The 22,815-nt window shown below is 50.9% G+C and carries 22 protein-coding genes; 16 read left to right on the forward strand and 6 right to left on the reverse strand.

Going from position 1 to position 22,815, the window contains the following annotated elements; all coding sequences use genetic code 11:
* The first annotated feature begins 1 nt into the window (after window position 1).
* The 16 genes from ihfA to HGO41_RS19290 all read left to right on the forward strand — a co-directional run bounded on the left by ihfA (window position 2) and on the right by HGO41_RS19290 (window position 16,367).
* Window positions 2–298 (forward strand): integration host factor subunit alpha, encoded by a 297-nt coding sequence (ihfA, locus tag HGO41_RS19215; protein WP_004089944.1) that lies wholly within the window; start codon window positions 2–4, stop codon window positions 296–298.
* Window positions 299–1,078: 780 nt separating this feature from the next.
* Window positions 1,079–1,477 carry a DUF2502 domain-containing protein gene (locus HGO41_RS19220; RefSeq protein ID WP_013576130.1) on the forward strand — a complete coding sequence of 133 codons (399 nt, stop codon included), beginning with the start codon at window positions 1,079–1,081 and terminating at the stop codon, window positions 1,475–1,477.
* Between the two features lie 153 nt (window positions 1,478–1,630).
* Window positions 1,631–2,638 carry a vitamin B12 ABC transporter permease BtuC gene (btuC, locus tag HGO41_RS19225; protein WP_013576129.1) on the forward strand — a complete coding sequence of 336 codons (1,008 nt, stop codon included), beginning with the start codon at window positions 1,631–1,633 and terminating at the stop codon, window positions 2,636–2,638.
* A gap of 72 nt (window positions 2,639–2,710) precedes the next feature.
* The gene (locus HGO41_RS19230) at window positions 2,711–3,262 is read left to right on the forward strand and encodes a glutathione peroxidase (RefSeq protein ID WP_013576128.1); all 552 of its coding nucleotides are present in this window, start codon (window positions 2,711–2,713) and stop codon (window positions 3,260–3,262) included.
* A gap of 19 nt (window positions 3,263–3,281) precedes the next feature.
* Window positions 3,282–4,031 (forward strand): vitamin B12 ABC transporter ATP-binding protein BtuD, encoded by a 750-nt coding sequence (gene btuD, locus HGO41_RS19235; RefSeq protein WP_121019045.1) that lies wholly within the window; start codon window positions 3,282–3,284, stop codon window positions 4,029–4,031.
* 348 nt (window positions 4,032–4,379) lie between these two features.
* The gene (arnB, locus tag HGO41_RS19240) at window positions 4,380–5,522 is read left to right on the forward strand and encodes a UDP-4-amino-4-deoxy-L-arabinose aminotransferase (RefSeq protein ID WP_013576125.1); all 1,143 of its coding nucleotides are present in this window, start codon (window positions 4,380–4,382) and stop codon (window positions 5,520–5,522) included.
* Entirely contained in the window at window positions 5,522–6,502 is a 981-nt protein-coding gene (gene arnC, locus HGO41_RS19245) for an undecaprenyl-phosphate 4-deoxy-4-formamido-L-arabinose transferase (protein ID WP_013576124.1), read from the forward strand. Before arnB ends, arnC begins: the two co-directional genes overlap by 1 nt.
* Complete coding sequence (gene arnA / locus HGO41_RS19250; RefSeq protein WP_112197123.1) at window positions 6,502–8,484, forward strand: bifunctional UDP-4-amino-4-deoxy-L-arabinose formyltransferase/UDP-glucuronic acid oxidase ArnA; 1,983 nt, start codon at window positions 6,502–6,504, stop codon at window positions 8,482–8,484. Before arnC ends, arnA begins: the two co-directional genes overlap by 1 nt.
* Window positions 8,485–8,497: 13 nt before the next feature.
* Window positions 8,498–9,397, forward strand: a complete 900-nt coding sequence (gene arnD / locus HGO41_RS19255; protein ID WP_250981316.1) for a 4-deoxy-4-formamido-L-arabinose-phosphoundecaprenol deformylase — start codon at window positions 8,498–8,500, stop codon at window positions 9,395–9,397.
* Complete coding sequence (arnT, locus tag HGO41_RS19260; RefSeq protein ID WP_037035287.1) at window positions 9,397–11,067, forward strand: lipid IV(A) 4-amino-4-deoxy-L-arabinosyltransferase; 1,671 nt, start codon at window positions 9,397–9,399, stop codon at window positions 11,065–11,067. The genes arnD and arnT overlap by 1 nt, the downstream gene beginning before the upstream one ends.
* On the forward strand, window positions 11,064–11,396 hold the full coding sequence (gene arnE / locus HGO41_RS19265) for a 4-amino-4-deoxy-L-arabinose-phosphoundecaprenol flippase subunit ArnE (RefSeq protein ID WP_112152172.1): 333 nt from the start codon (window positions 11,064–11,066) through the stop codon (window positions 11,394–11,396). Before arnT ends, arnE begins: the two co-directional genes overlap by 4 nt.
* Window positions 11,393–11,782, forward strand: a complete 390-nt coding sequence (gene arnF / locus HGO41_RS19270; RefSeq protein WP_013576119.1) for a 4-amino-4-deoxy-L-arabinose-phosphoundecaprenol flippase subunit ArnF — start codon at window positions 11,393–11,395, stop codon at window positions 11,780–11,782. Before arnE ends, arnF begins: the two co-directional genes overlap by 4 nt.
* Window positions 11,783–11,936: 154 nt before the next feature.
* Complete coding sequence (locus tag HGO41_RS19275; protein ID WP_013576118.1) at window positions 11,937–12,416, forward strand: NlpC/P60 family protein; 480 nt, start codon at window positions 11,937–11,939, stop codon at window positions 12,414–12,416.
* A 96-nt stretch (window positions 12,417–12,512) separates the two neighbouring features.
* Window positions 12,513–13,526, forward strand: a complete 1,014-nt coding sequence (gene lplA / locus HGO41_RS19280; protein ID WP_223510160.1) for a lipoate--protein ligase — start codon at window positions 12,513–12,515, stop codon at window positions 13,524–13,526.
* A 515-nt stretch (window positions 13,527–14,041) separates the two neighbouring features.
* Window positions 14,042–14,770 carry an EAL domain-containing protein gene (locus HGO41_RS19285; RefSeq protein ID WP_112197135.1) on the forward strand — a complete coding sequence of 243 codons (729 nt, stop codon included), beginning with the start codon at window positions 14,042–14,044 and terminating at the stop codon, window positions 14,768–14,770.
* A gap of 142 nt (window positions 14,771–14,912) precedes the next feature.
* Window positions 14,913–16,367 (forward strand): protein adenylyltransferase SelO, encoded by a 1,455-nt coding sequence (locus HGO41_RS19290; protein WP_223510161.1) that lies wholly within the window; start codon window positions 14,913–14,915, stop codon window positions 16,365–16,367.
* Between the two features lie 46 nt (window positions 16,368–16,413).
* On the opposite strand, the gene HGO41_RS19295 is transcribed toward HGO41_RS19290, so the two are convergent.
* From HGO41_RS19295 to ppsR, 6 genes are all read right to left on the reverse strand, one after another.
* On the reverse strand, window positions 16,414–17,202 hold the full coding sequence (locus tag HGO41_RS19295) for a heme ABC transporter ATP-binding protein (RefSeq protein WP_223510162.1): 789 nt from the start codon (window positions 17,200–17,202) through the stop codon (window positions 16,414–16,416).
* Entirely contained in the window at window positions 17,195–18,223 is a 1,029-nt protein-coding gene (locus HGO41_RS19300; RefSeq protein WP_013576112.1) for a FecCD family ABC transporter permease, read from the reverse strand. Before HGO41_RS19300 ends, HGO41_RS19295 begins: the two co-directional genes overlap by 8 nt.
* A complete protein-coding gene (locus HGO41_RS19305) occupies window positions 18,220–19,050 on the reverse strand; it encodes a heme/hemin ABC transporter substrate-binding protein (RefSeq protein WP_217243912.1) in 831 nt (276 codons plus the stop codon). Before HGO41_RS19305 ends, HGO41_RS19300 begins: the two co-directional genes overlap by 4 nt.
* The gene (locus tag HGO41_RS19310) at window positions 19,047–20,084 is read right to left on the reverse strand and encodes a hemin-degrading factor (RefSeq protein ID WP_013576110.1); all 1,038 of its coding nucleotides are present in this window, start codon (window positions 20,082–20,084) and stop codon (window positions 19,047–19,049) included. The genes HGO41_RS19305 and HGO41_RS19310 overlap by 4 nt, the downstream gene beginning before the upstream one ends.
* A gap of 349 nt (window positions 20,085–20,433) precedes the next feature.
* The gene (locus tag HGO41_RS19315) at window positions 20,434–21,480 is read right to left on the reverse strand and encodes a 3-deoxy-7-phosphoheptulonate synthase (RefSeq protein ID WP_037035279.1); all 1,047 of its coding nucleotides are present in this window, start codon (window positions 21,478–21,480) and stop codon (window positions 20,434–20,436) included.
* A gap of 129 nt (window positions 21,481–21,609) precedes the next feature.
* Window positions 21,610–22,431 (reverse strand): posphoenolpyruvate synthetase regulatory kinase/phosphorylase PpsR, encoded by an 822-nt coding sequence (gene ppsR, locus HGO41_RS19320; RefSeq protein ID WP_013576108.1) that lies wholly within the window; start codon window positions 22,429–22,431, stop codon window positions 21,610–21,612.
* Window positions 22,432–22,815 lie beyond the last annotated feature (384 nt).

Below are 22,815 nucleotides of genomic sequence, written 5' to 3' on the forward strand. Positions count from 1 at the left end.
TATGGCGCTTACTAAAGCTGAAATGTCAGAACACCTGTTTGAAAAGCTCGGGCTGAGCAAACGGGATGCCAAAGACCTTGTTGAAATATTTTTCGAAGAAGTACGTCGTGCTTTGGAAAATGGCGAGCAAGTTAAACTGTCTGGCTTTGGCAATTTTGATTTGCGTGACAAAAACCAACGTCCGGGACGTAACCCGAAAACCGGCGAAGATATTCCGATCACGGCGCGTCGTGTGGTGACTTTCCGTCCGGGACAGAAATTGAAAAGTCGTGTAGAGAATGCCACGCCGAAAGAATAAGTGAAAACATCAAAAAGGCCGCGAAAGCGGCCTTTTTTTTTATCTGACTTTTAAGAGTGCAGTGTCATCGGAAACAATAGGTTTTAACGCTTTTAAGTAATTAGCACAGAAAGTGAAAAGATAGCGTTAAAGGGGTAGGCGGTTCAGGATTAGTCTGATAGATTAAATTTCAAGGCCTGAAAAGAACTTTGGTTTATTATTTATCCGGATGCCATTCAAATAAAACGGGGCCGAAGCCCCTATGGTAAGTCACTCATTATGTTCAGTTAATAATATTTACATATTAATATCTGAATAAAAGTTACCGGACAAATTAGCCGGGAACGGGAGAATGGAATTATAAAAGGTGACTAGTGGTTATAGAACATACGAGGTCCACCCGGACCGCCGCCACCGTGCCCACCGCCGCCATGACCGCCACCACCAGGACCCCAAAATGGTGGGAATAAACAGCCACTGAGGCTGACGACAACCAGAGCAATGCTCAGCAGAGCGAAAATACGACGCATAAAATACATCCTTCGTTTGAATAAACAGGTCGATTATAAATAGAATGCAGACAGGTTGTTGTCAGGCTTGCGTTAAGATTTGTTAGTGTCTTAATAGGAATTGAATAGATAACACACGCCGTCTTGTTGAATTATTTCAACCAGGACATGTTTGTGTTTTTATTGTAAGGTCAGAGCAAGTTATCCGAAAATACGCTTATTTCTTATATTTTCTTCAATACCTGACTGATATAAAAATCACGTCATAAAAAATAAAGAAGGCGTAACTAACGTGAAAAAATCTCTCTTATTGCTTTGTTGTGCACTGGCTTTGCCTGTGATCGCGCAGGCAAATGTTTCTATTGACCTCAACGTACCTGGCGTATCACTTCACCTCGGGGATCAGGATCAGCGCGGTTACTATTGGGATGGCTATGACTGGCGCCCACCGCAGTGGTGGCATGATCATCAGGGCCATCATTACGGTGAGCGTAATGAACATGGCATGTACTGGCACGGTAATCGCTGGGACGCTAAACCACCGCAGCGTAACCATGATAAGCCGGGGCGTAATCAGCCAGGACCGCAGCCCCATAACCCGGGCCGTCCAAACGGTAATGATCATCATGATAATAATGGTCATCAGGGGAACGGCCAGCCGATCCCGCCGAATGGTTATCAGGGACACTGATTTTCCCTGTAAATGCCCAACGTGTCCGAAGCCGGTGCTCAGTCACCGGCTTTTTCAATTTCTATTTATGGTATTCAGCCGTTCTTCGCTAGAGCTAACTGCCTAATATCGGTAGGATAGTCACTTCCCGTGAGCCCCAGGAATTAGCCATTCATGCCTATCCCGCAGACCTTTTCTGCCTTTGAACAGCAACAGAAATACCGTGACCGCCGCTGGTTATACGGGCTGGGTATGTTCTTGTTGTTGATATGGGTGTTCAGTCTGAGTGCGGGTGAACGCTGGCTGTGGCCGGATCAATGGTTCAGCACTGAGGCGCGTCTGTTCGTGTGGCAATTACGGTTTCCGCGCGCTGTCGCTGTCATTTTGGTGGGCGCAAGTCTCGCTGTCTCCGGGGCAGTGATGCAGTCGTTGTTCGAAAATCCTCTTGCCGAGCCCGGTTTACTCGGTGTTGCCAATGGTGCCTGCGTCGCGCTGGTTTTATGTGTCATGTTAAGCCACGGCCTGTTGCCTGTTTGGATCATGAGTCTGGCAGCCATCGCGGGCGCTCTGATTGTCACTTTCTTTCTGCTATATATTGCCCGTAAACGCCTTTTGACGAATGCCCGTATGCTTCTTGTCGGGATTGCTATTGGGATTGTCTGCAGTGCTTTAATGACCTGGGCGATTTATTTCAGCAACAATCTCGATTTACGGCAGTTGATGTACTGGATGATGGGCGGATTTGGCGGTGTTGACTGGAATCAGCTCTGGCTGGGATTAATGTTGCTGCCTGTTTTACTGTGGCTGGTCTTACAGGGGAATGCACTCAATCTATTGTCTCTCGGGACGCAGCAGGCGAGGCAACTCGGCATATCGCTGAACACCTGGCGTTATATTCTGGTGCTTGCCGTCGGCTGGATGGTCGGGCTGAGCGTCGCCTTATCGGGCGTCATCGGTTTTATCGGGCTGATCATCCCGCATATTCTCAGGCTTTGTGGGATCACCGATCAGCGCCGTTTGCTGCCCGCCTGTGCGCTTTGCGGCGCTTCAGTTTTACTGTTAGCGGATGTGCTGGCGCGAATTGGTTTATCCGCGGCGGAATTACCGATTGGTGTGGTGACTGCCACGCTGGGTGCACCGGTATTCATCTGGTTGCTGACCAGAACCGGACAAATCCGCTGATGCTTTTCGGTGTGTCGGCTATGCTGTTCACTGAAACCCTTCCCCTAACCTACAAATATCAGGACGAAAACGATGAGTAATGAAATTTATAATATCTCCCTGAAAACTATCGATGGCGAAACCACGACGCTCGGTGCTTATAAAGGTTCTGTATTGCTGGTCGTGAATGTGGCATCACAATGTGGCCTGACCAGGCAATATGAGGGGCTGGAAAATATCTACCAGGCCTGGCACGATCGTGGTTTTGAAGTGCTGGGGTTCCCGTGCAATGAATTCGGCGCGCAGGAACCGGGCACTGAAGATGAGATCAAAACCTTCTGCACCACCCATTTTGGCGTGAAATTCCCGATGTTTAGCAAAATTAACGTCAACGGAGACAACCGTCATCCGCTGTATTCAGCGCTGATTGCAGCCTGTCCGACAGCCGTCAAACCGGAAGACAGTGCGTTCTACGAACGTCTGGCCAGCAAAGGTCGTCAACCTCTTAAGCCCGATGACATCTTGTGGAACTTTGAGAAATTCCTGATTGGTCGTGACGGCACCGTGGTTCAGCGTTTTGCACCCGATATGACACCGGAAGATCCGATCCTTATGGAAACCATCAAAGCCGCACTGGCGAAATAATTTGCGTGTGAATACACCAATGCTGGAATGTCGTGAGATAACCGTTGCGGGGCGGCTTAGCGCATTTAGCGCGCAGATTGTGCCGGGCTGTCGGATCCATATTATCGGCCCGAATGGCGCCGGGAAAAGCACTTTACTGACCCGTCTGGCGGGTATGTCGGCAGGGGGAGGCGAGGTTATTCTCGACGGCCAACGGCTTGCCGACGTTCCCGGACCCAGGCTGGCACGTCTTCGCGCCTGGTTATGCCAGCAACTGACCCCGGCATCCCTGATGCCGGTATTTCAATATTTGTCCCTTCATCAGCCGCGAGAAGTGGATCCTGCTGTTCTTGAGCGCACGGTTTCATGTTTATGTGATGCTTTACATCTCAGCGACAAACTTGGCCGGCCGGTCACGCATTTATCCGGCGGGGAATGGCAGCGGGTGAGGCTGGCGGCTGCTTTATTGCAAGTGTGGCCGACGGTGAATCCTGATAGTCAGCTTTTATTCCTTGATGAGCCGATGAACAGCCTGGATGTTGCCCAGCAGCAGGCGCTGGATCAGTTACTTGCGGAGTTTTGCGCGGCAGGACGTTCCGTGGTGTTAAGCGATCATGATCTCAACCATACCCTCCATTACGCACATCAGATCTGGCTTATGTCGCAGGGTCAGGTGATGGCGGCGGGAAAATGTGCTGATGTCATGCAGCCTGAAATACTTTCAGACGTGTACAAAGTGGCATTTCAGATACACGAACTGGCAGGCAGGCAATGGATAATGGCGACCTGAGCTTAATGCATAGCGGTTTAATTATATTATTATTGGGGTTTACGCTTTACCCCAATTCTTATTTGTTCATAAAAAACGCAGAAGATGCATTGTTTTAATAAAGTTCATTTTTTTCATAAAAACATAATTTAATGTAATTGATTGTTATTAAATGATTTTTATTTTTTCCTGCTATTTAATTTTTGTTTATTTACTTTCTGTTTAGCTTCGCGTGACTGGTAAATCCTTAAGGTTAAATTAAGATTAAACCGACATCATAAGATCCATAATTTCATGACGGCGTTTACTTACTGTTAAATAAATGCGGTCTACAGTCGGTATCGGTAATTACCTTTTTGGGATAGCGTAATGGAAAACTTTTTGCCTTTTTCCCGTCCGTCTATGGGCGAAGAAGAAATAGCTGCAGTGGGGCAGGTTTTACGTTCTGGCTGGATCACCACAGGGCCACAGACTCATCAGCTTGAACAGGATTTTTCTGCCACTTTCGGTTGTAAGCATGCTATCGCAGTCAGTTCTGCGACCGGCGGCATGCATGTCACCCTGATGGCGCTCGGCATCGGACCGGGCGATGAAGTGATCACGCCTTCACAGACCTGGGTTTCAACCATCAACATGATTGTCCTGCTCGGCGCAGAACCGGTGATGATTGATGTTGATCCTGACACGTTGATGGTCAGTGCCGACGCGGTTGCTGCGGCTATCACGCCAAAAACCAAAGCGATTATCCCGGTGCATTACGCCGGCGCGCCTTTAGACCTTGACCCGATTTATGCTGTTGCTAATGAACACGGTATTCCGGTCGTGGAGGATGCTGCGCACGCGGCAGGCACAAAATACCGTGAACGCTGGATTGGCGCACAGGGGACAGCAATTTTCTCGTTCCACGCGATCAAAAATATGACCTGCGCAGAAGGCGGTCTGATTGCCACCGACGATGATGCTCTGGCTGAAAAAGTACGTGCATTGAAATTCCATGGTCTGGCGGTTGATGCATTTGATCGTCAGGTGCTGGGGCGTAAACCGCAGGCTGAAGTGGTTGAGCCAGGCTTTAAATACAATCTCTCCGACATTCATGCTTCTGTGGCTGTCGTGCAGCTTAAACGTCTTGCACAAATGAATGCCCGCCGTGCGGAGCTGGCACAGCGTTATCTGGATAAATTACAGGGCTCACCTTATCTGCCAATGGCTGTACCGGCTTACCCGCACCTTCATGCGTGGCACTTATTCATGATCCGTGTGGATGAAGCGCGTTGTGGTATCAGCCGTGACGCACTGATGGAACGTCTGAAAGAGCAGGGGATCGGAACGGGTTTACATTTCCGTGCAGCTCACACCCAAAAATATTACCGCGAACGTTATCCGCATCTGAGCCTGCCAAACAGTGAATGGAATTCGGCACGTTTATGCAGTTTGCCGCTGTTCCCTGATATGCAGGACAGCGATGTGGACCGCGTTGTCGCGGCTCTTTTTTCCCTTCTGGAGGCGCAGTAGTGGCGCAATACGAACCAATCCGTAAAGTCTCGGTGGTTATCCCGGTCTACAACGAAGAAGAAAGCCTGCCGGCGTTGTTATCTCGTACGCAGGCCGCTTGTCAGCAATTAACCCAGCAATACGAAATCATTCTGGTGGATGACGGCAGTTCTGACAGCTCCGGCGACATGCTCGCTGCCGCTGCAGAACAACCGGACAGCCATGTTATTGCCGTTTTGCTCAACCGCAATTACGGCCAGCATTCCGCCATTATGGCCGGTTTTAGCCATGTGACCGGTGATCTGGTCATTACGCTTGATGCTGACCTGCAAAATCCACCGGAAGAAATCCCGCGCCTGGTCGCCACGGCGGATGAAGGCTATGACGTTGTCGGCACCGTACGTGCAAATCGTCGCGATTCCTGGTTCCGTAAAACGGCATCAAAGATGATCAACATGATGATCCAACGTGCCACCGGTAAATCGATGGGTGACTACGGCTGTATGCTACGGGCTTATCGCCGTCACATTATCGAAGCTATGCTGCATTGCCATGAGCGCAGTACCTTTATTCCTATTCTGGCCAACACATTCGCGCGCAGAACCATAGAAATTCCGGTTCAGCATTCTGAGCGTGAGTTTGGTGATTCCAAATACAGTCTGATGAAACTGATTAACCTGATGTATGACCTGATCACTTGTCTGACGACAACACCGCTGAGAATGCTCAGTGTTGTTGGCAGTGTGATTGCCATCTTCGGTTTCCTGCTGGCGGTATTCCTCATTTTAATGCGCCTGATCAACGGCCCTGAGTGGTCTGCGGAAGGCGTATTCACGCTATTTGCATTGTTATTTATGTTTATCGGTGCGCAGTTTGTCGGTATGGGATTACTCGGTGAATACATCGGGCGGATCTACAACGATGTTCGTGCGCGTCCCCGTTATTTTGTTCAAAAAGTCGTCGGCGTTCGTTCCGAAGACCACAGTCAGGAAGAAGAGTAATGAAAGCGATTGTATTTGCCTATCATGATATTGGTTGTGTTGGTTTACAGGCTCTGGTTGACGCGGGTTATGATGTTCAGGCAGTTTTCACCCACACTGATTCCCCGAATGAAAACCAGTTCTTTTCTTCCGTTGCCCGTCAGGGCGCTGAGCTGAACCTGCCCGTTTATGCACCGGAAGATGTTAACCATCCATTGTGGGTTGACCGCATCCGTGCTTTACAGCCCGATATCATCTTCTCTTTCTACTACCGTAATATGCTGAGCGAAGAGATTTTATCTCTGGCGCCGCAGGGTGGCTTCAATCTGCACGGTTCATTGCTGCCGCGTTACCGTGGTCGTGCACCGGTTAACTGGGCGCTGCTCAATGGTGAAACCGAAACGGGTGTCACTTTGCATAAAATGGTCAAACGACCGGATGCAGGTGATATCGTCGGTCAGCGCAAAGTGGCGATCACTGGCGATGACACGGCGCTGAAACTTCATGCCAAAGTGCGTGAGGCAGCGAAAGCATTACTGACAGATCTGTTGCCGGAAATGAAAGCGGGTAACATCACACTGACGGCGCAAGACGAATCTCAGGCCAGTTACTTTGGTCGCCGTACCGCCGCTGACGGTGAAATTCACTGGCACAAATCGGCCACTGAAATTAATAACCTGATCCGCGCGGTGACTGAACCCTATCCCGGCGCATTCTCTTATCTCGGCCAACGTAAGCTGACTATCTGGCGCGCACGTCCGCTGGCAACTCAGCACGACAAACAACCGGGCACCGTGCTTTCTTCTGATCCGCTGACCATCGCCTGTGGCGAAGGCGCGCTGGAAATTCTGGCAGGGCAGAGTGAAAACGGCCTGTATGTACAGGGTTCCCGTCTGGCGCTGGAACTGGGCATTATGCCGGATATGCGTGTCGCAACGCTGCCCACAGCGGTGATGAAACGCCGTACCCGTGTTTTAATCCTCGGCGTGAATGGTTTTATCGGTAACCATCTGAGCGAGCGTTTGCTTCGCGAAGACCGCTATGAAATTTATGGCCTGGATATCAGCTCTGACGCGATCAGCCGCTTTATGGGCAATCCGCATTTCCACTTCGTGGAAGGCGATATCAGCATCCATTCAGAGTGGATCGAATATCACATCAAAAAATGCGACGTCGTTCTGCCGCTGGTGGCGATTGCAACGCCAATCGAATACACCCGTAATCCGCTGCGCGTATTCGAACTGGATTTCGAAGAAAACCTGAAAATTGTCCGCGATTGCGTCAAATACAAAAAACGCATTATCTTCCCGTCAACGTCTGAAGTTTACGGCATGTGTGATGATAAGGAATTCGACGAAGATCATTCCCGTCTGATTGTCGGCCCGATCAACAAACAGCGCTGGATTTACTCTGTTTCCAAGCAACTGCTGGACCGCGTGATCTGGGCTTACGGCGCGAAAGAAGGCCTGAAGTTCACCCTGTTCCGTCCGTTCAACTGGATGGGACCACGTCTGGATAACCTGGATGCTGCGCGTATCGGCAGTTCCCGTGCGATCACCCAACTGATTCTTAATCTGGTTGAAGGATCACCGATCAAACTGGTGGATGGCGGCGAGCAAAAGCGTTGCTTCACTGATATCAACGACGGTATTGAAGCGTTGTTCCGGATCATCGAGAACCGCGACAACTTATGTGATGGCCAGATTATTAACATCGGTAACCCGACTAACGAAGCGAGCATTCGTGAACTGGCAGAAATGCTGCTGAGCAGTTTTGAATCACATCCGTTGCGCGCGCAGTTCCCGCCGTTCGCTGGTTTCAATCTGGTGGAAAGCAGCACGTATTACGGAAAAGGCTATCAGGACGTGGAGCACCGTACGCCGAGCATCAAAAATGCCCGTCGTCTGCTTAACTGGAAACCGGAAATCGGCATGGATAAAACCGTTGCTGAAACCCTGGATTTCTTCCTGCGTTCAGTAAATCCTGACGCTGGCAAAGCCTGAAACGGTGCCCGTCATGAAGAAAGTGGGTCTGCGCATTGATGTGGATACCTGGAGTGGCACCCGCGAGGGTGTCCCTCAGCTTCTGCAAACTCTTGCAAATCATAAAATTACTGCCAGTTTCTTCTTCAGCGTTGGCCCGGATAATATGGGGCGTCATTTATGGCGCCTGCTTAAACCGCGCTTCCTGTGGAAAATGCTGCGCTCTAATGCGGCGTCTCTTTACGGCTGGGATATCTTACTGGCAGGCACCGCGTGGCCGGGTAAACTTATCGCGCGTGATCTCGGTTATCTGATGAATGAAACTGCAAAACGCGGGCATGAAGTCGGGCTGCACGCCTGGGATCATCAGGGCTGGCAGGCAAAAGTCGGGAAATGGTCCGAGAAACAGCTGGAAGCACAAATCCGCCTGGGGCTGGATGCGCTCGAAAAAAGTTTGGGCCATGATGTCGAATGTTCGGCTGTCGCAGGCTGGCGTGCCGATGAGCGGGTTATCGAAGTCAAAGAACGTTTCCACTTTTACTACAACAGTGATTGCCGCGGAACGCGACCTTTCCTGCCGGTACTGGAAAACGGAACACTGGGCACTGTGCAGATTCCCGTGACGTTACCCACTTATGACGAAGTGGCTGGCGGCGAGATTAACGCCGATAACTTCAACGACTTTATTCTTGATGCTATTGCGAAAGATCATGGTGTACCGGTTTATACCATTCATGCCGAAGTGGAAGGCATGTCACTGGCTAAACAGTTCGATGAATTGTTAACCCGTGCGTCTGCGCAGGGGATCCAGTTTTGCGCGCTGGGTGAGTTGCTGCCGCAAGATCTCAGTACATTGCCAAGAGGCAAAGTGGTTCGCGCCAGTTTCCCGGGTCGGGAAGGCTGGTTAGGCTGTCAGCAAGAAGGTTTTTCCTGATGTCGAAAACAATTAAAGGCTTGTGGGGCACGCTGATTTTGGTGTTCTTTGCCCTGGTTTACCTTGTTCCTCTTAACACCCGTCTCTTATGGCAACCCGATGAAACCCGTTATGCAGAAATCAGCCGCGAAATGCTTCAGCGCGGCGACTGGGTTGTGCCACATCTTCTCGGGTTACGCTATTTTGAGAAACCCGTCGCGGGTTACTGGTTTAACAATATCAGCCAGATGATTTTTGGCGACAGCAACTTTGCCGTGCGTTTTGGATCGGTATTCAGCACGGCGCTTAGCGCGATTTTAGTATTCTGGCTGGCGCATCTTATGTGGCGCAACCGCCAGACGGCTTACACTGCGGCATTGATTTATCTGTCCATGACGTTGGTTTTCGGCATCGGGACTTACAGTGTGATGGATCCGATGATCACGCTGTGGATGACGGCCGCAATGGTCGCAAGCTATTTCTGCCTGCGGGTATCGCGTACACCGCAAAAAGCCCTGAGCTGGATTGCACTCGGGCTGGCCTGTGGTATGGGTTTTATGACCAAAGGCTTTCTGGCGCTGGCGTTACCGGTTATTGCGGTTCTGCCGATTATCTGGCGCGAAAAGCGTTTCAAAACCCTGCTTGGCTGGGGGCCCCTGGCGATTGTGAGTGCGGCGGTACTGAGCCTGCCGTGGGTGCTGGCGATAGCACACCGGGAGCCGGACTTCTGGAACTACTTCTTCTGGGTTGAGCATATTCAGCGTTTTGCTGAGGCTGATGCTCAGCACAAGGCACCTTTCTGGTATTACCTGCCGGTGCTGTTTCTGGGGGCGCTGCCATGGCTCGGGTTGTTACCGGGTGCTCTGCGGGCGGGCTGGACACAACGCGTCGTGCGTCCGGAATTGTTCTTCCTGCTGAGCTGGGCAATCATGCCGCTGATTTTCTTTAGCATTGCTAAAGGTAAATTGCCGACTTACATTTTGCCGTGCTTTGCGCCGCTTGCCCTGCTGATGGCGGATTATTTAGATAAGATCCTTGAGTCAGGAAAATTACGTGCACTGAAAGCCAATGGGACCCTCAACATCGTGTTTGGTGTGTTGCTGGCCGTGGCAGTTCTGTTGATCTCCGGCATATTACCTTTCCACATCAAAGCCGTGTTCAGTCGTTCTGAGTTGCCGCATGCCCTGATCGGTATTCTGTGTTTTGCCGTGTGGGCGCTGGCTGGCGCAGTGTCGCTGACGGATTTGAAAAAGCGCTGGTATTGGGCTGCCCTTTGCCCGCTGGTGCTGGCATTGCTGGCCGGACAGGCTATTCCGAAAAAAGTGATGGATTCCAAACAGCCACAGCCCTTTTTGACGCAAAATATGGCGTTGCTGAAAGACAGTCGTTATGTGCTGACAGATAACGTCGGTGTGGCAACCGCAGTTGCGTGGACACTCAAGCGCAGCGATATTCTGATGTTTGATGAAAAGGGTGAGCTGCAATACGGTTTGAGCTATCCGGATGCCAAAGACAATTTTGTCGATGCGGCACATTTCTCACAGTGGCTGCAACAAGCGCGTCAGGCAGGAAATGTCTCTCTGATCCTCAGACTTGACCGTAATGCTGCGGTGAAATCCTCTCTGCCTCCTGCGGATCAAACGGTGCGGATCGACCGTCAGGCACTGTTATTCTACAAAAAACTGCCATGACCGGTTTCCTTCTGGTTCTTGTCGTCAGCGTTGTCACCTGTGCCGGTCAGCTTTGTCAGAAGCAGGCCGCACAGGTTGCTGCGCATGGCATGGCGAGGGTTTTACGCTGGCTCGGGCTGGCGATATTGTTGCTCGGTATCGCCATGCTGTTATGGTTACGTGTATTGCAATTATTGCCGCTGAGCCTGGCTTATCCGATGCTCAGCCTGAATTTCGTCTTGATCACGCTGTGTGCCCGCTGGTTCTTCGGTGAAGCTGTCGATGGCCGCCACTGGTGCGGCGTCGCACTGATCATGTGTGGTATTGCACTAATGAGTGTCAGCTTATGAAAGGATACCTGTGGAGTGCGGGAAGTGTTTTGCTGGTAACGGCGGCACAATTACTGATGAAATGGGGCATAGTGCAGATCCCGTTGTTTTCACTGGCCGCTATAGATACTCCCTTTATTGTTAGCCATTTACATGCCCTGATTGCCGTTTTTATGGGGCTGTGTGGCTATATATTATCGATGGGATGCTGGTTCTTTGCCTTGCGTTACCTGCCACTCAACCGGGCGTATACCTTACTGAGTCTGAGTTATGCGCTGGTGTATATTGCCGCAGTAACGCTGCCCTGGTTCAATGAAAGCATCAGCTTAAGTAAAACAATTGGCGGGTTGCTTATCCTGTCAGGTGTCTGGCTTATCCACAGTAAACCGGTAAAAAAATCCCATTGAATGATTTTTATGACGATAAAAAACATCATTAAACATTGGATGACGGATAAAATAGCGCTAAATTCTATTAGTTCTTAGATAACGGCGACTTATCCGGCGCGCGTAAACCTTCGCGTCTGGTCAGGCCGTGATGCTATTCGAGAAGGAATGCACTATGCGCTGCTCATCCGTATCCATGTATTCCCTGCTGGCCGTTGCCGCATTAATTCTTAACGGTTGCAGCAGCCACGCTCCGCCGCCAAGCGGCAGGTTTGCCGATTCTATTACTGTCGTGGCCGAGCTTAACGACCAGCTCAGCCAATGGCACGGTGCCCCGTATCGTTACGGCGGATTACAACCGAGCGGCGTTGACTGTTCTGGTTTTGTCTTCCGCACTTACCGCGATCGGTTTGGCGTCGTGCTGCCGAGAACGACCGCCGACCAGACCAAAATTGGCACCAAAGTGCCACGTGATGAATTGTTGCCCGGCGACTTAGTCTTCTTCAAAACCGGCAGCGGTGAAAATGGTTTGCATGTCGGTATTTATGATACTGCCGATCAGTTTATTCATGCCTCGACCAGCCAGGGCGTGACCCGTTCTTCACTCGACAACGTTTACTGGCGAAAAGTGTACTGGCAGGCGCGCCGTATCTGACACGGTGCCCAATCGCATTCCCCCTGATTTCACTGCGTATTTCATCCTGTTTTTTGCTGTTATTATCAAAGCAGACTCATTCAGGATGAATATGCAATGAAACCTCTCAGACTATTACTTTCCGATTCTTACGATCCCTGGTTCAATCTGGCCGTAGAAGATTGTATTTTCCGCGAGATGACCACGCAGCGTGTGTTATTCCTCTGGCGAAATTCCGAAACCGTGGTTATCGGGCAGGCGCAGAATCCGTGGAAAGAATGCAATACCCGCAGAATGGAAGAAGACGGCATTCGTCTGGCGCGGCGCAGCAGTGGCGGCGGGGCGGTTTTTCACGATCTCGGGAATACCTGCTTCACCTTCATGGCGGGTAAACCGGAATACGATAAAAGCATTTCAACCGGCATTATTCTCAACGCACTAAAAACGCTGGGTATCGATGCTACTGCCTCGGGTCGTAACGATCTGGTGGTACAGACGCCGGAAGGCGAGCGGAAAATTTCCGGTTCCGCCTATCGTGAAACAGCCGACCGCGGCTTCCATCACGGCACGTTACTGCTTAATGCCGATCTCAGCCGTCTCGCCAACTATCTCAATCCGGACGTCAAAAAGTTGCAGGCGAAAGGGATCACTTCGGTGCGTTCGAGGGTCGCGAATCTCAATGAGTTTGTGCCGGATATCAATCATGAGCAAATTTGCCAGGCCGTGATTGCGGCATTTTTCGACTGGTATGGTGGGAATGTAAAACCTGAAATCATCTCTCCGGAGGTGTTTCCTGACATTCCGGGATTCCCCGAAAGATTTGCTAAGCAAAGCAGCTGGGAATGGAATTTCGGCAAAGCACCGGCCTTCAGCCATTTACTGAACGAACGGTTTGTCTGGGGCGGGGTGGATATTCACTTTGATGTGGAGAAGGGCAACATCAGCCGTGCGCAGATTTTCACCGACAGCCTTAATCCCGCACCGTTACAGAGATTAGCCGCAGAGCTGGCAGGCACGCGCTATCACGCGCAGGACGTCGGGGAAGCCTGCCAGCGCATCATTATCCGATATCCGGCGATGCAGGCTGAACTCACTGAACTGCAAAACTGGCTGGTGCGTTGTATCCAGTAAAGTTGAGAATGCCGGAGGTCGCTGATGATGACGAATAACCTCCGGTTTATTATTACCTTAGCGAAATTACTCATCATTCTTAAAAGCCCGGTTGTGAATCCCGTCACTTGCGCAATATTCCATAAGACACTATAACCATTAGCTAAAATATTTAGTAACATGCTTTTTGGGCATTAGCACAAAACAAAGCAGGAATTCTTGTTGAAAAAGGATTGATAGCGCTCACAAGGCAAGTTGCGTGTTTTCACCTCTGGCGATAAGATTAGTCTGAAATCCCTGTGTTGACTGTTATAACCCCTAAAAAGAAGGCAATAAGGGAAAGGCGTTTTTAAAAACTTTGAATCGCAGCCGCTCGTGTGGTCGTCTCTGTACACTTACAACCGGACAGGCTCTTTATTGATATCAATTTCTCTAATATTTCGGTTTCGCCTCGGGGCTCCGGTATCTTTATGATCTGATTGATAGTCAAAAAAGTTATTAATCAATTAGTCGTGCCGTTGATGTTTTGGACAAAAATGAAAATACAATTCGATACGGCCTTTAACAGCAGCTACCTGTGCCAGCCGGTCTATACCATTGACGGGAAATTACTCGCCATAGAATTAATTTGCCGTTTTTCCAGCGCAGACAGCAAGTTAGTCATGCCCACAGAACTGGTACTGAACCTGTTAACACCGCAGCAGTTATTACGGTTTCTTAATGAGCAACAGATATGGGCGGGTGAGCATGCCCGATGGTTTAGCGATAATCAGGTTATTTTGAATATCAGTGTTGAGGAAAAACAGGTGGCCTTATTGCTGGAAGATGAAAATCTCCGCAATGCGTTCAGCATGCATACTTTCATTCATCTTAATCTGAGCGAGTCGTTTCCGCGTCTTTCCGAAGGCAAAAATAACCAGCAACTGGTTGCATTAAAACAATATTTTCCACTTTGTCTGGAAAGCTTCGGCTCAGGCACTATTAACATGGTGCCCGTTTTTGACCATCTTTTTCAGTGGGTGAAGCTCGACAAAAATCTTTTCTGGCAGCTCTGTGAGGGGGAACATTTCACTATCGTGATGCCCTCGCTGATAAGAAATGTTAACCGTTTTTGCCGTAATATTGTGGTCGACGGGCTCGACTCTCAGGACTATTTTGATGCGTTACGCAAAGTAGAAATACAAGGGGTGAAGGGTTTGCTATGGCCTGGTGTTGAGCCCGCTGAACTGGACAGCCTGCTTGTGCGGCCCACCCAATTTCACTGATCGTCGCAGGTTGTTTCACTCTCAGGATCCCGGCCAGCGCCTGCTGTGCCGGGATTTTTTATCACTCAAGGTCATAATCTCCCTGCATTCGCTCCGTGTTAATTAACGTCCCGCAGTCCTACACTATTAAAAAGGGGGATTTATGCCGCGATTTGAACATCATTATGCTGACCAGTTGCCTGACTTTTACACGCAACTGCAACCGACGCCGCTAAAAGGCGCACGGCTTCTTTATCACAGCGAACCACTGGCGCGTGAACTGGGGCTGGATGACTCGCTTTTCGATGCTCAGCATCGCGAATACTGGTGCGGTGAAAAACTCTTCCCCGGTATGCAGCCTCTGGCTCAGGTTTATAGCGGGCATCAGTTCGGCCAGTGGGCCGGACAACTGGGCGACGGACGGGGTATTTTACTGGGCGAACAGGTTTTACCTTCCGGAAAACGGTTCGACTGGCATCTGAAAGGGGCCGGGCTGACACCTTACTCACGAATGGGAGATGGTCGTGCGGTTTTGCGTTCTGTCGTGCGTGAGTTTCTCGCCTCGGAAGCGCTGCATCATTTATCGGTGCCGACAACGCGGGCGTTGACGATTGCCACCAGTGATGAGCCGGTTTTCCGCGAGCAGCCTGAGCGCGGTGCGATGCTGATCCGCGTGGCGGAAAGCCATGTTCGCTTTGGTCATTTCGAGCACTTCTACTACCGCAAACAGCCTGAACATGTCAGGCAACTGGCAGATTATGTCATCGCACATCACTGGCCCCGGTTGCTGGAAAGTGAGCCGGTTGACGCATCACGCTACCAGCAATGGTTTACCAGTGTGGTGGAACGAACCGCTGCGCTGATTGCACAATGGCAAAGTATCGGGTTTGCACACGGCGTAATGAATACCGACAATATGTCGATTCTCGGACTGACTATCGATTACGGCCCTTACGGTTTCCTCGACGATTATCAGCCGGGTTATATCTGCAACCATTCCGATCATCAGGGGCGTTACAGCTACGATAATCAGCCGGCGGTGGCTTACTGGAACCTGCATCGTCTGGCACAAACGTTATCCGGCCTGATGTCCACGGAACAGCTCCAGACCGCGCTTGGCGAGTATGAACCGGCGCTGATGAGAGCCTATGGCACGCTGATGCGCGGCAAACTCGGTTTCTTTACCGAGAATAAACAGGATAACGATCTGCTCACCGGGCTGCTAAGTCTGATGGCGAAAGAGGGGCGGGATTTCACGCAGACTTTCAGGTTGCTCAGCCAGACAGAACAACAGCAGGCCGCGTCGCCTTTACGGGATGAATTCATCGACCGTGACGCTTTTGACAGCTGGTATCAGGCTTATCGTCATCGTTTACAAACGGAAGATATTGATGATGCCACGCGGCAGGACGCCATGAAACAAAGTAATCCACGCATTATTTTGAGAAATTATCTGGCGCAGAAAGCCATCGAAAGGGCTGAAGTGGATGATATCAGTGCGCTGGAGCAACTTCACCAGGCATTGCGTGACCCTTACAGCGATGCGCCTCAGTATGATGAAATGGCGAAATTGCCACCCGACTGGGGAAAACACCTCGAAATATCTTGTTCGAGCTGAGATAAAAAATGCCACATCTGAATGTGGCATTTTTATTGAACCGTCTCTACTGGCGTAAGAAAACTTGCGGCAATGCGGTTTCCGGATGCGGGCAGACGTTCAAATCGGCCTGATACCAGCGGCTCAGTATGGCTTCGCTCAGTACGTCAACGGGCGTCCCGCTGGCGACCACTTTTCCGCCGTGCAATAAAATAATCCGGTCGGCATACAACGCCGCAAGATTGAGATCATGCAGCACGCAACATACCGCCAGCGGCGTTTGCCTGGTTAGCTGTCGCAGCAAACGCAACGCGTGTTGCTGATGATATAAATCCAGCGCCGATGTAGGTTCATCGAGAAACAACCAGCGTGAGGAAGGGTCGGGTTGCCAGAGCTGGATCAGTACCCGCGCCAGTTGAACCCGCTGCTGTTCGCCCCCCGATAAATGGCGATAATCTCTTTCTGCCAGATTCAGACAATCGGTTTGCGTCATGACTTCAGTCAGTGCCCGTTGCATATTTTGCTGACCGTGCGGTGAACGCCCGAGTGTCAGTACTTCCCGCACGCTAAAGCCAAACGCCAATGTACTGTTCTGACGCATAACTGCCCGGGTGCGCGCCAGTTCCTGTGCCGGCCAGTCATTGAGTTGTCTTCCCTGAAGCGAAATCTGCCCCGATTGTGGCATCAGGTAGCCGGTCAGCATACGCATCAGTGTTGATTTTCCGGCACCGTTTGGCCCAATCAACGCCACCATCTCTCCGCTTTGCAAGCTGAGTGAAACATCGTCAATTAACCGGCGGCTATTGACGGAATACGTCAGATTTTCTGCAACCATTGATGAAGTAAAGTCAGACATTACGCGGAACTCCCGGGCGCAGGATCAGCCATAAGAAATACGGCCCGCCAATCAGGCTGGTGAGCAATCCCACCGGCATTTCTGCCGGAGCAACCAGTGTGCGAGCCAGCGTGTCAGCGAGCAAAAGCAGGCAGGCACCGGCCATGGCCGATCCCGGTAATAGCCAGCGGTGGTCTGCGCCAATACGCATCCGCAACAGGTGCGGGATCACCAGACCGATAAAACCGATCACACCAGAAACCGCGACAGCAGCCCCGACCAGCAGGGCGCTCAGCAGCAATAATTGCAACTGCGTGCGGCGGACATTCACACCGAGATAGTGCGCGTCTTCTTCACCTAATTGCAGGATATTCAGGCGCCGCGCCATGAACAGGGCAGCAACACAGGCTGGCAGGATCAGCGAAGAGGCCACAGCCAGTGTCGGCCATTGCGCCTGCCCGAGACTGCCCATGCTCCACAAAGAGAACTGGCGTAACTGCTGGTCATCACTGACGTAGGTCAGCACGCCGACAGCGGCACCGCACAGTGCATTGATGGCAATACCGGCAAGCAGTAAGCGCGATAACCCACCATGGCCGAAACGACTCAGTGTAAAGACGATGGCTGAAATGGCCAGACTGCCAGCAAATGCGCTGATCATATGGCTGTACAGGGCCAGCAAGGGTGGCAATGCCAGTGGCATCACTATAGTCAGGGCAACCGCAAGCGCCGCGCCGCTGCTGATCCCAAGCAGGCCGGGATCAGCCAGCGGGTTGCGAAACAATCCCTGCATAACCGCACCGGAACTGGCCAGCGCGCAACCGACTACCACCGCCAGCAGCACGCGGGGAAGGCGGATTGTCAGCCAGACCTGCCATAAACTATCGCCAAATGGACGTGCGAGTAACGTCCTTAACGACAGTGACATCGCGCCGGTATTCGCGGCCATCACGGCCAGCACCAGCAGAGCGCCGCCAAGGCCAATCATCGCCCAAACTGGCGAACGGCGACCTGACGGCACCGGAGGGCTCATGCTACTCATTTTGCTTGTTCCGCAGCCTGACGAAGTTGTGCCATCACCGCAGGTGTTTGCAAACCAAAGCCCAGCAGGGACATATCATCGATGACCAGCACACGCTTATTTTTGCCCGCAGGCGTCATAGCAACACCCGGCAGTTTCCACACCTGATCCATTCCACCCAGGGTTTTAACTCCGTCAGCGGTCAGTAGCAGGATATCCGGCGCACCGGCAATCACCCCTTCCTGTGACAGCGGACGGTAACGACTGAATCCCTGCATGGCATTTTTCGCCCCGACAGACGTAATCATCGCATCTGCCGCAGTATTCTGACCTGCTGCCATAGATGACATGCCACCGTGGCTCATCACAAACAACATTTTCACCGGCAGGGCATCGTGTTGAATAGCAGAAATCTGCGAACGATAGGTCGCGATCAGTTTTTCACCTTCCGCCTGACGGTTCAGCGCTGCGGCAATTACTTCGATTTTATCCGGGACGGTGTCCGCAGAGGGTGTCCCCGGCACACGAACCACTTTTACGCCGTTCTGCTCAAGCTGTTTTAACACCAGTGAGGGTTCTGCCAGTTCGCTGCTCAGCACCAGCGACGGGTGCATAGACAAAATCCCTTCAGTATTGAGCTGGCGCATATAGCCGACGTCCGGCAGAGCCAGTACTGCCTGCGGACGCAAACTGGTACTGTCGCGGGCAACCATTTCGTTGCCCGCACCGAGTGCGTAAACAATTTCGGTAACGTCACCGCCAATACTGACAAGCTTTTCAGCGGCATACAGCATCGGGGTCGCCAGCAATGCTGTAATAGCGGCCACCATTTTCAAGGTTTTGTTCATGCTGCAACACCTTCATTGCTAAGTTGCGCCAGTTGTTCCCGCCACTGAGTTTGTTCAGGATTGCCTTCGTTACGCTGACCGTAAAGTTGCGCGATCTGCGTACCATCAGCGGCAAATAACTCCAGGCTGGTCACGAAACCGTCTTTGGTCGGCTTACGGGTGATCCAGCTTTCCGCGATAGCACTTTCCACCAGATGCAGGGTGAACTGTTTGTTGAAGACGTTAATCCATTCACCGTGCGGCATGACCTTTTCAATCGGACCGGTGAAAATTTGCACGCAACCCCGGTTGCCTACAAAAATCATGATTTCGTTTTGGTCATCTTTGGCGATATTCAGTAAACGCGTCAGCGAGCCGTTATCGACGCGCCATGCCAGATCATCCCCGACAGCTTTAAACGCTTGCTGGCGGGTGACATCGTGACGTTTCAGCAACTGGAAGAACTGGTGAACGTCGGTCATTGCACGCCATTCAGCATCGAGAGTGCTGGTGTCGGCGGCTGTCGTCGGAGCCGGAACTTCAGGGGCGACTTCAATTTGCAGCGGAGGATTGACGTCACTTTTGTACTGCGCAATCAGCGCGTCCCATGCTGCCATGTCAGTTTCATCGGTGTTATACACTTTATGAACGGCATCACCGTGCGCATCGAAGAACTGAATGCTGTGGCGAACGCCGCGGGCCGTGGTTTCTGACAGGCTGAAAATGTGCAGCCAGTGTTGCAGGAACAAACGCAGGTCCAGCGCGCGTGGATTAAGGATCAGACCGGCGTGACCGCTGAGATGCTGATTCTCATAGCGACCTTCCTGCTCGTGTACGGCAAAGTTGTTACGGGTGATTGACTTGGTGCCACCGACATTCTCCAGAGCAGCCAGCAAGCTACGGGCATCAACATCCAGACGCGCAGCATCATGGGAAACACGTAAAGCCGTTAACTCAGCTTCGCTTATCCGTAAAATTCCCGCCAGATCGCGGGCATATTTACCGGGATTAGCTTCTTTTGCCTGTAAATAGTCCTGATAGTGAACTGAATGCATTGCTGTTTCCTCGTTGTCTAAAGTCACCCGCTCTTTGGCGGATAAAGCTTGCGATGTTATGTGAATGATTTGTAAAAATATTTATGGCAAGAGTGCGTTTAATATACGCGTGGTAATAGGAATTAATATCAATTTGATAATCATTATCAAATCATTACCTAAACACATCAAGAAGATTTTTGTCGCTGGAATGTAATTCTGTGGCGTTAACCCCTTAATTTAAGAGGGGAAGCAGGAGGGGATGCGCGGAGAAGCATCAGAACAGACAGAGGGTTACACGCCCCCAGGCCTGCTACTGACACAAAAAAGGGCAACCAAAGTTGCCCTTAAGAAGGTTACAGCAAAGTGATCAGAACCGGCTGTTTGTTGCCTGCGCAAGCATTGAGAGTAATGTCTCGGTGTCTTCCCAACTCAGACATGGGTCGGTAATCGATTTGCCGTAAATCAGAGGTTTGCCGGGAACGATGGGCTGTGTGCCTTCAACCAGGAAACTTTCCGCCATGATGCCCGCAATGGCAGTTGAACCGCTGATGATTTGCTGGCAAATATCTTCTGCTACCTCAAGCTGACGACGGTGCTGTTTCTGGCAGTTGCCATGACTGAAATCGACCACCAGCCGCTGCGGCAAATCGAATTCCGCCAGATTCAGGCAGGCTTGTTCGAGGTCATCCGCATGATAATTCGGTTTTTTACCTCCACGCATAATCACATGGCCGTAAGGGTTGCCGGCGGTACGGTAAATGGTCATCTGACCCTTTTTGTCCGGTGACAGGAACATATGACTGGTGCGCGACGAACGGATAGCATCGATGGCGATGCGGGTATTTCCGTCAGTGCCATTTTTAAAACCAACAGGGCAGGAAAGTGCCGAGGCCATTTCGCGGTGGATCTGACTTTCGGTGGTGCGAGCGCCGATGGCACCCCAGCTGATCAAGTCGGCAATATATTGTCCGATCACCATATCAAGGAATTCGGTCGCTGTCGGGATGCCTAGTTGGTTGACGGTCAGTAATACCTTACGTGCCAGCTCAATACCGTCATTAACACGGCAGGAACCGTTCAGTTCAGGGTCTGAAATCAGGCCTTTCCAGCCGACAACGGTACGTGGCTTTTCAAAGTACGTACGCATGACGATTTCCAGGCGATCCTGATACTTTTCACGCAATACGCTGAGCTTGCCCGCGTAATCAATAGCCGCTTCTATATCGTGGATTGAGCAGGGGCCGACAACGACCAGCAACCGCTGATCTTCACCGCTGATAATCTTTTCAATTCGTTTACGTGATTCCATCACGTGTTGTGCGACCGACGGGGAAATTGGCAGTTTGTCTGCCAGTGCCTGAGGCGTAATCAGGCTGTCGATGCGCGTCGTACGCAGTTCATCTGTTTGTGACATCGTGTTCTCGAAAAATTTGTTTCTTCGCTGCGGCAGGAATACCGGGAAGTGATGCCGATCACAATAACGCAAAACCCGATGAATTCAACCATTGGCGGCAGGATATGCCATCTACATCAGTAAAAGGATTCAGAACATCCGGCGACTCATGCCGAAGCTGTCCATGATCTTCGCCGAAATCTCCTCAACAGAATAATTTGTACTGTTGAGGTAACGGATCTGATTTTTGCGGAATAAGGCTTCTACCTCAGAGACTTCCATCCGGCACTGGCGCAAAGATGCATAGCGGCTGTTTTCAACGCGTTCCTGGCGAATTGCCGTCAGTCGTTCAGGGTCAATGGTCAGGCCAAATAGCTTATGCATATGCGGTTTTAACGCGGCAGGTAACTGGATATTGTCCATATCGTCGGCGGTAAATGGGTAGTTAGCCGCGCGGATACCAAACTGTAATGCCAGATAAAGGCTGGTCGGCGTTTTACCGCAACGCGAGACCCCCAGTAAAATCACCTGCGCCTGATCGAGGTTGCGCAGGGAAATCCCGTCGTCGTGGGCCAGCGTGTAATCAATCGCGGCAATGCGCGCATCGTATTTGCTGATGTTGCTGGCTGTCAGGCCATGCGTCCGGTTGGCAATTGGGGTAGGATCTACGCCCAGCTCATTCTGTAAGGGGGCGACCAGCGACTGAACAATATCCTGACAGAAACCTTCACTGTTTTTAATGATGTCGCGGATGTTGGGTGAAATGATGGAATAAAACACCAGTGGGCGGGCACCGGTTTTCTCAAAAATTTCATTAATTTGCCGGCAGACAGCTTTGGCGCGCTCTTCACTTTCAACAAAGGGGAGTGAATAGGTTGTGGCATTTACCGGAAATTGTGAAAGCACAGCATGGCCTAAAACTTCTGCTGTAATCGCGGTACCGTCCGAAATGTAAAACACGCATCTGTCCACAAACTGCTCCTGAGTTATCGCACTTCATTTATCTTCAACTTATCGCTTATTTAGTAATAACCAGAATTTCAGGAAATAAAAAGCGTATTCGTTCCAGCCAGCAATGTTCTGCTCATTGCTGCGAGACAGTGCGCAAAATGACTGTAATAAATGAAATGGTATTTTAAATTTTCCACGATTTCTCGCAGCTTTTTGATTTGCTTCAGCAGAGCTTCAGCAGCTCTGTTAGCATTAATTTAGTTTCGAAACTAAAGGCAACTTCTCCATGATTCATAAGGAATATTGTTGATTTCCATCGCGTGAGTAATTTTGCTGCTGTGGAATTTTCCTAAACAAAAATAGTTTGATTTGCTGGATCGATTCACCTGTCCATCTCTTATGGAT

This window comes from Rahnella sp. CG8 (assembly GCF_023701875.1).
Lineage (GTDB): Bacteria > Pseudomonadota > Gammaproteobacteria > Enterobacterales > Enterobacteriaceae > Rahnella > Rahnella aceris.

Excerpts from the sequence above, each read along its gene's own strand:
- arnB (WP_013576125.1), top strand. The coding sequence starts at position 4,380 with ATGGAAAACTTTTTGCCTTTTTCCCGTCCGTCTATGGGCGAAGAAGAA.
- btuC (WP_013576129.1), top strand. The coding sequence starts at position 1,631 with ATGCCTATCCCGCAGACCTTTTCTGCCTTTGAACAGCAACAGAAATAC.
- HGO41_RS19290 (WP_223510161.1), top strand. The coding sequence starts at position 14,913 with ATGCCGCGATTTGAACATCATTATGCTGACCAGTTGCCTGACTTTTAC.
- btuD (WP_121019045.1), top strand. The coding sequence starts at position 3,282 with ATGCTGGAATGTCGTGAGATAACCGTTGCGGGGCGGCTTAGCGCATTT.
- arnD (WP_250981316.1), top strand. The coding sequence starts at position 8,498 with ATGAAGAAAGTGGGTCTGCGCATTGATGTGGATACCTGGAGTGGCACC.
- arnA (WP_112197123.1), top strand. The coding sequence starts at position 6,502 with ATGAAAGCGATTGTATTTGCCTATCATGATATTGGTTGTGTTGGTTTA.
- HGO41_RS19230 (WP_013576128.1), top strand. The coding sequence starts at position 2,711 with ATGAGTAATGAAATTTATAATATCTCCCTGAAAACTATCGATGGCGAA.
- arnF (WP_013576119.1), top strand. The coding sequence starts at position 11,393 with ATGAAAGGATACCTGTGGAGTGCGGGAAGTGTTTTGCTGGTAACGGCG.
- arnT (WP_037035287.1), top strand. The coding sequence starts at position 9,397 with ATGTCGAAAACAATTAAAGGCTTGTGGGGCACGCTGATTTTGGTGTTC.
- HGO41_RS19275 (WP_013576118.1), top strand. The coding sequence starts at position 11,937 with ATGCGCTGCTCATCCGTATCCATGTATTCCCTGCTGGCCGTTGCCGCA.
- HGO41_RS19300 (WP_013576112.1), bottom strand. The coding sequence starts at position 18,223 with ATGAGTAGCATGAGCCCTCCGGTGCCGTCAGGTCGCCGTTCGCCAGTT.
- HGO41_RS19295 (WP_223510162.1), bottom strand. The coding sequence starts at position 17,202 with ATGTCTGACTTTACTTCATCAATGGTTGCAGAAAATCTGACGTATTCC.
- HGO41_RS19305 (WP_217243912.1), bottom strand. The coding sequence starts at position 19,050 with ATGAACAAAACCTTGAAAATGGTGGCCGCTATTACAGCATTGCTGGCG.
- lplA (WP_223510160.1), top strand. The coding sequence starts at position 12,513 with ATGAAACCTCTCAGACTATTACTTTCCGATTCTTACGATCCCTGGTTC.
- arnE (WP_112152172.1), top strand. The coding sequence starts at position 11,064 with ATGACCGGTTTCCTTCTGGTTCTTGTCGTCAGCGTTGTCACCTGTGCC.
- HGO41_RS19310 (WP_013576110.1), bottom strand. The coding sequence starts at position 20,084 with ATGCATTCAGTTCACTATCAGGACTATTTACAGGCAAAAGAAGCTAAT.
- HGO41_RS19315 (WP_037035279.1), bottom strand. The coding sequence starts at position 21,480 with ATGTCACAAACAGATGAACTGCGTACGACGCGCATCGACAGCCTGATT.
- ihfA (WP_004089944.1), top strand. The coding sequence starts at position 2 with ATGGCGCTTACTAAAGCTGAAATGTCAGAACACCTGTTTGAAAAGCTC.
- HGO41_RS19285 (WP_112197135.1), top strand. The coding sequence starts at position 14,042 with ATGAAAATACAATTCGATACGGCCTTTAACAGCAGCTACCTGTGCCAG.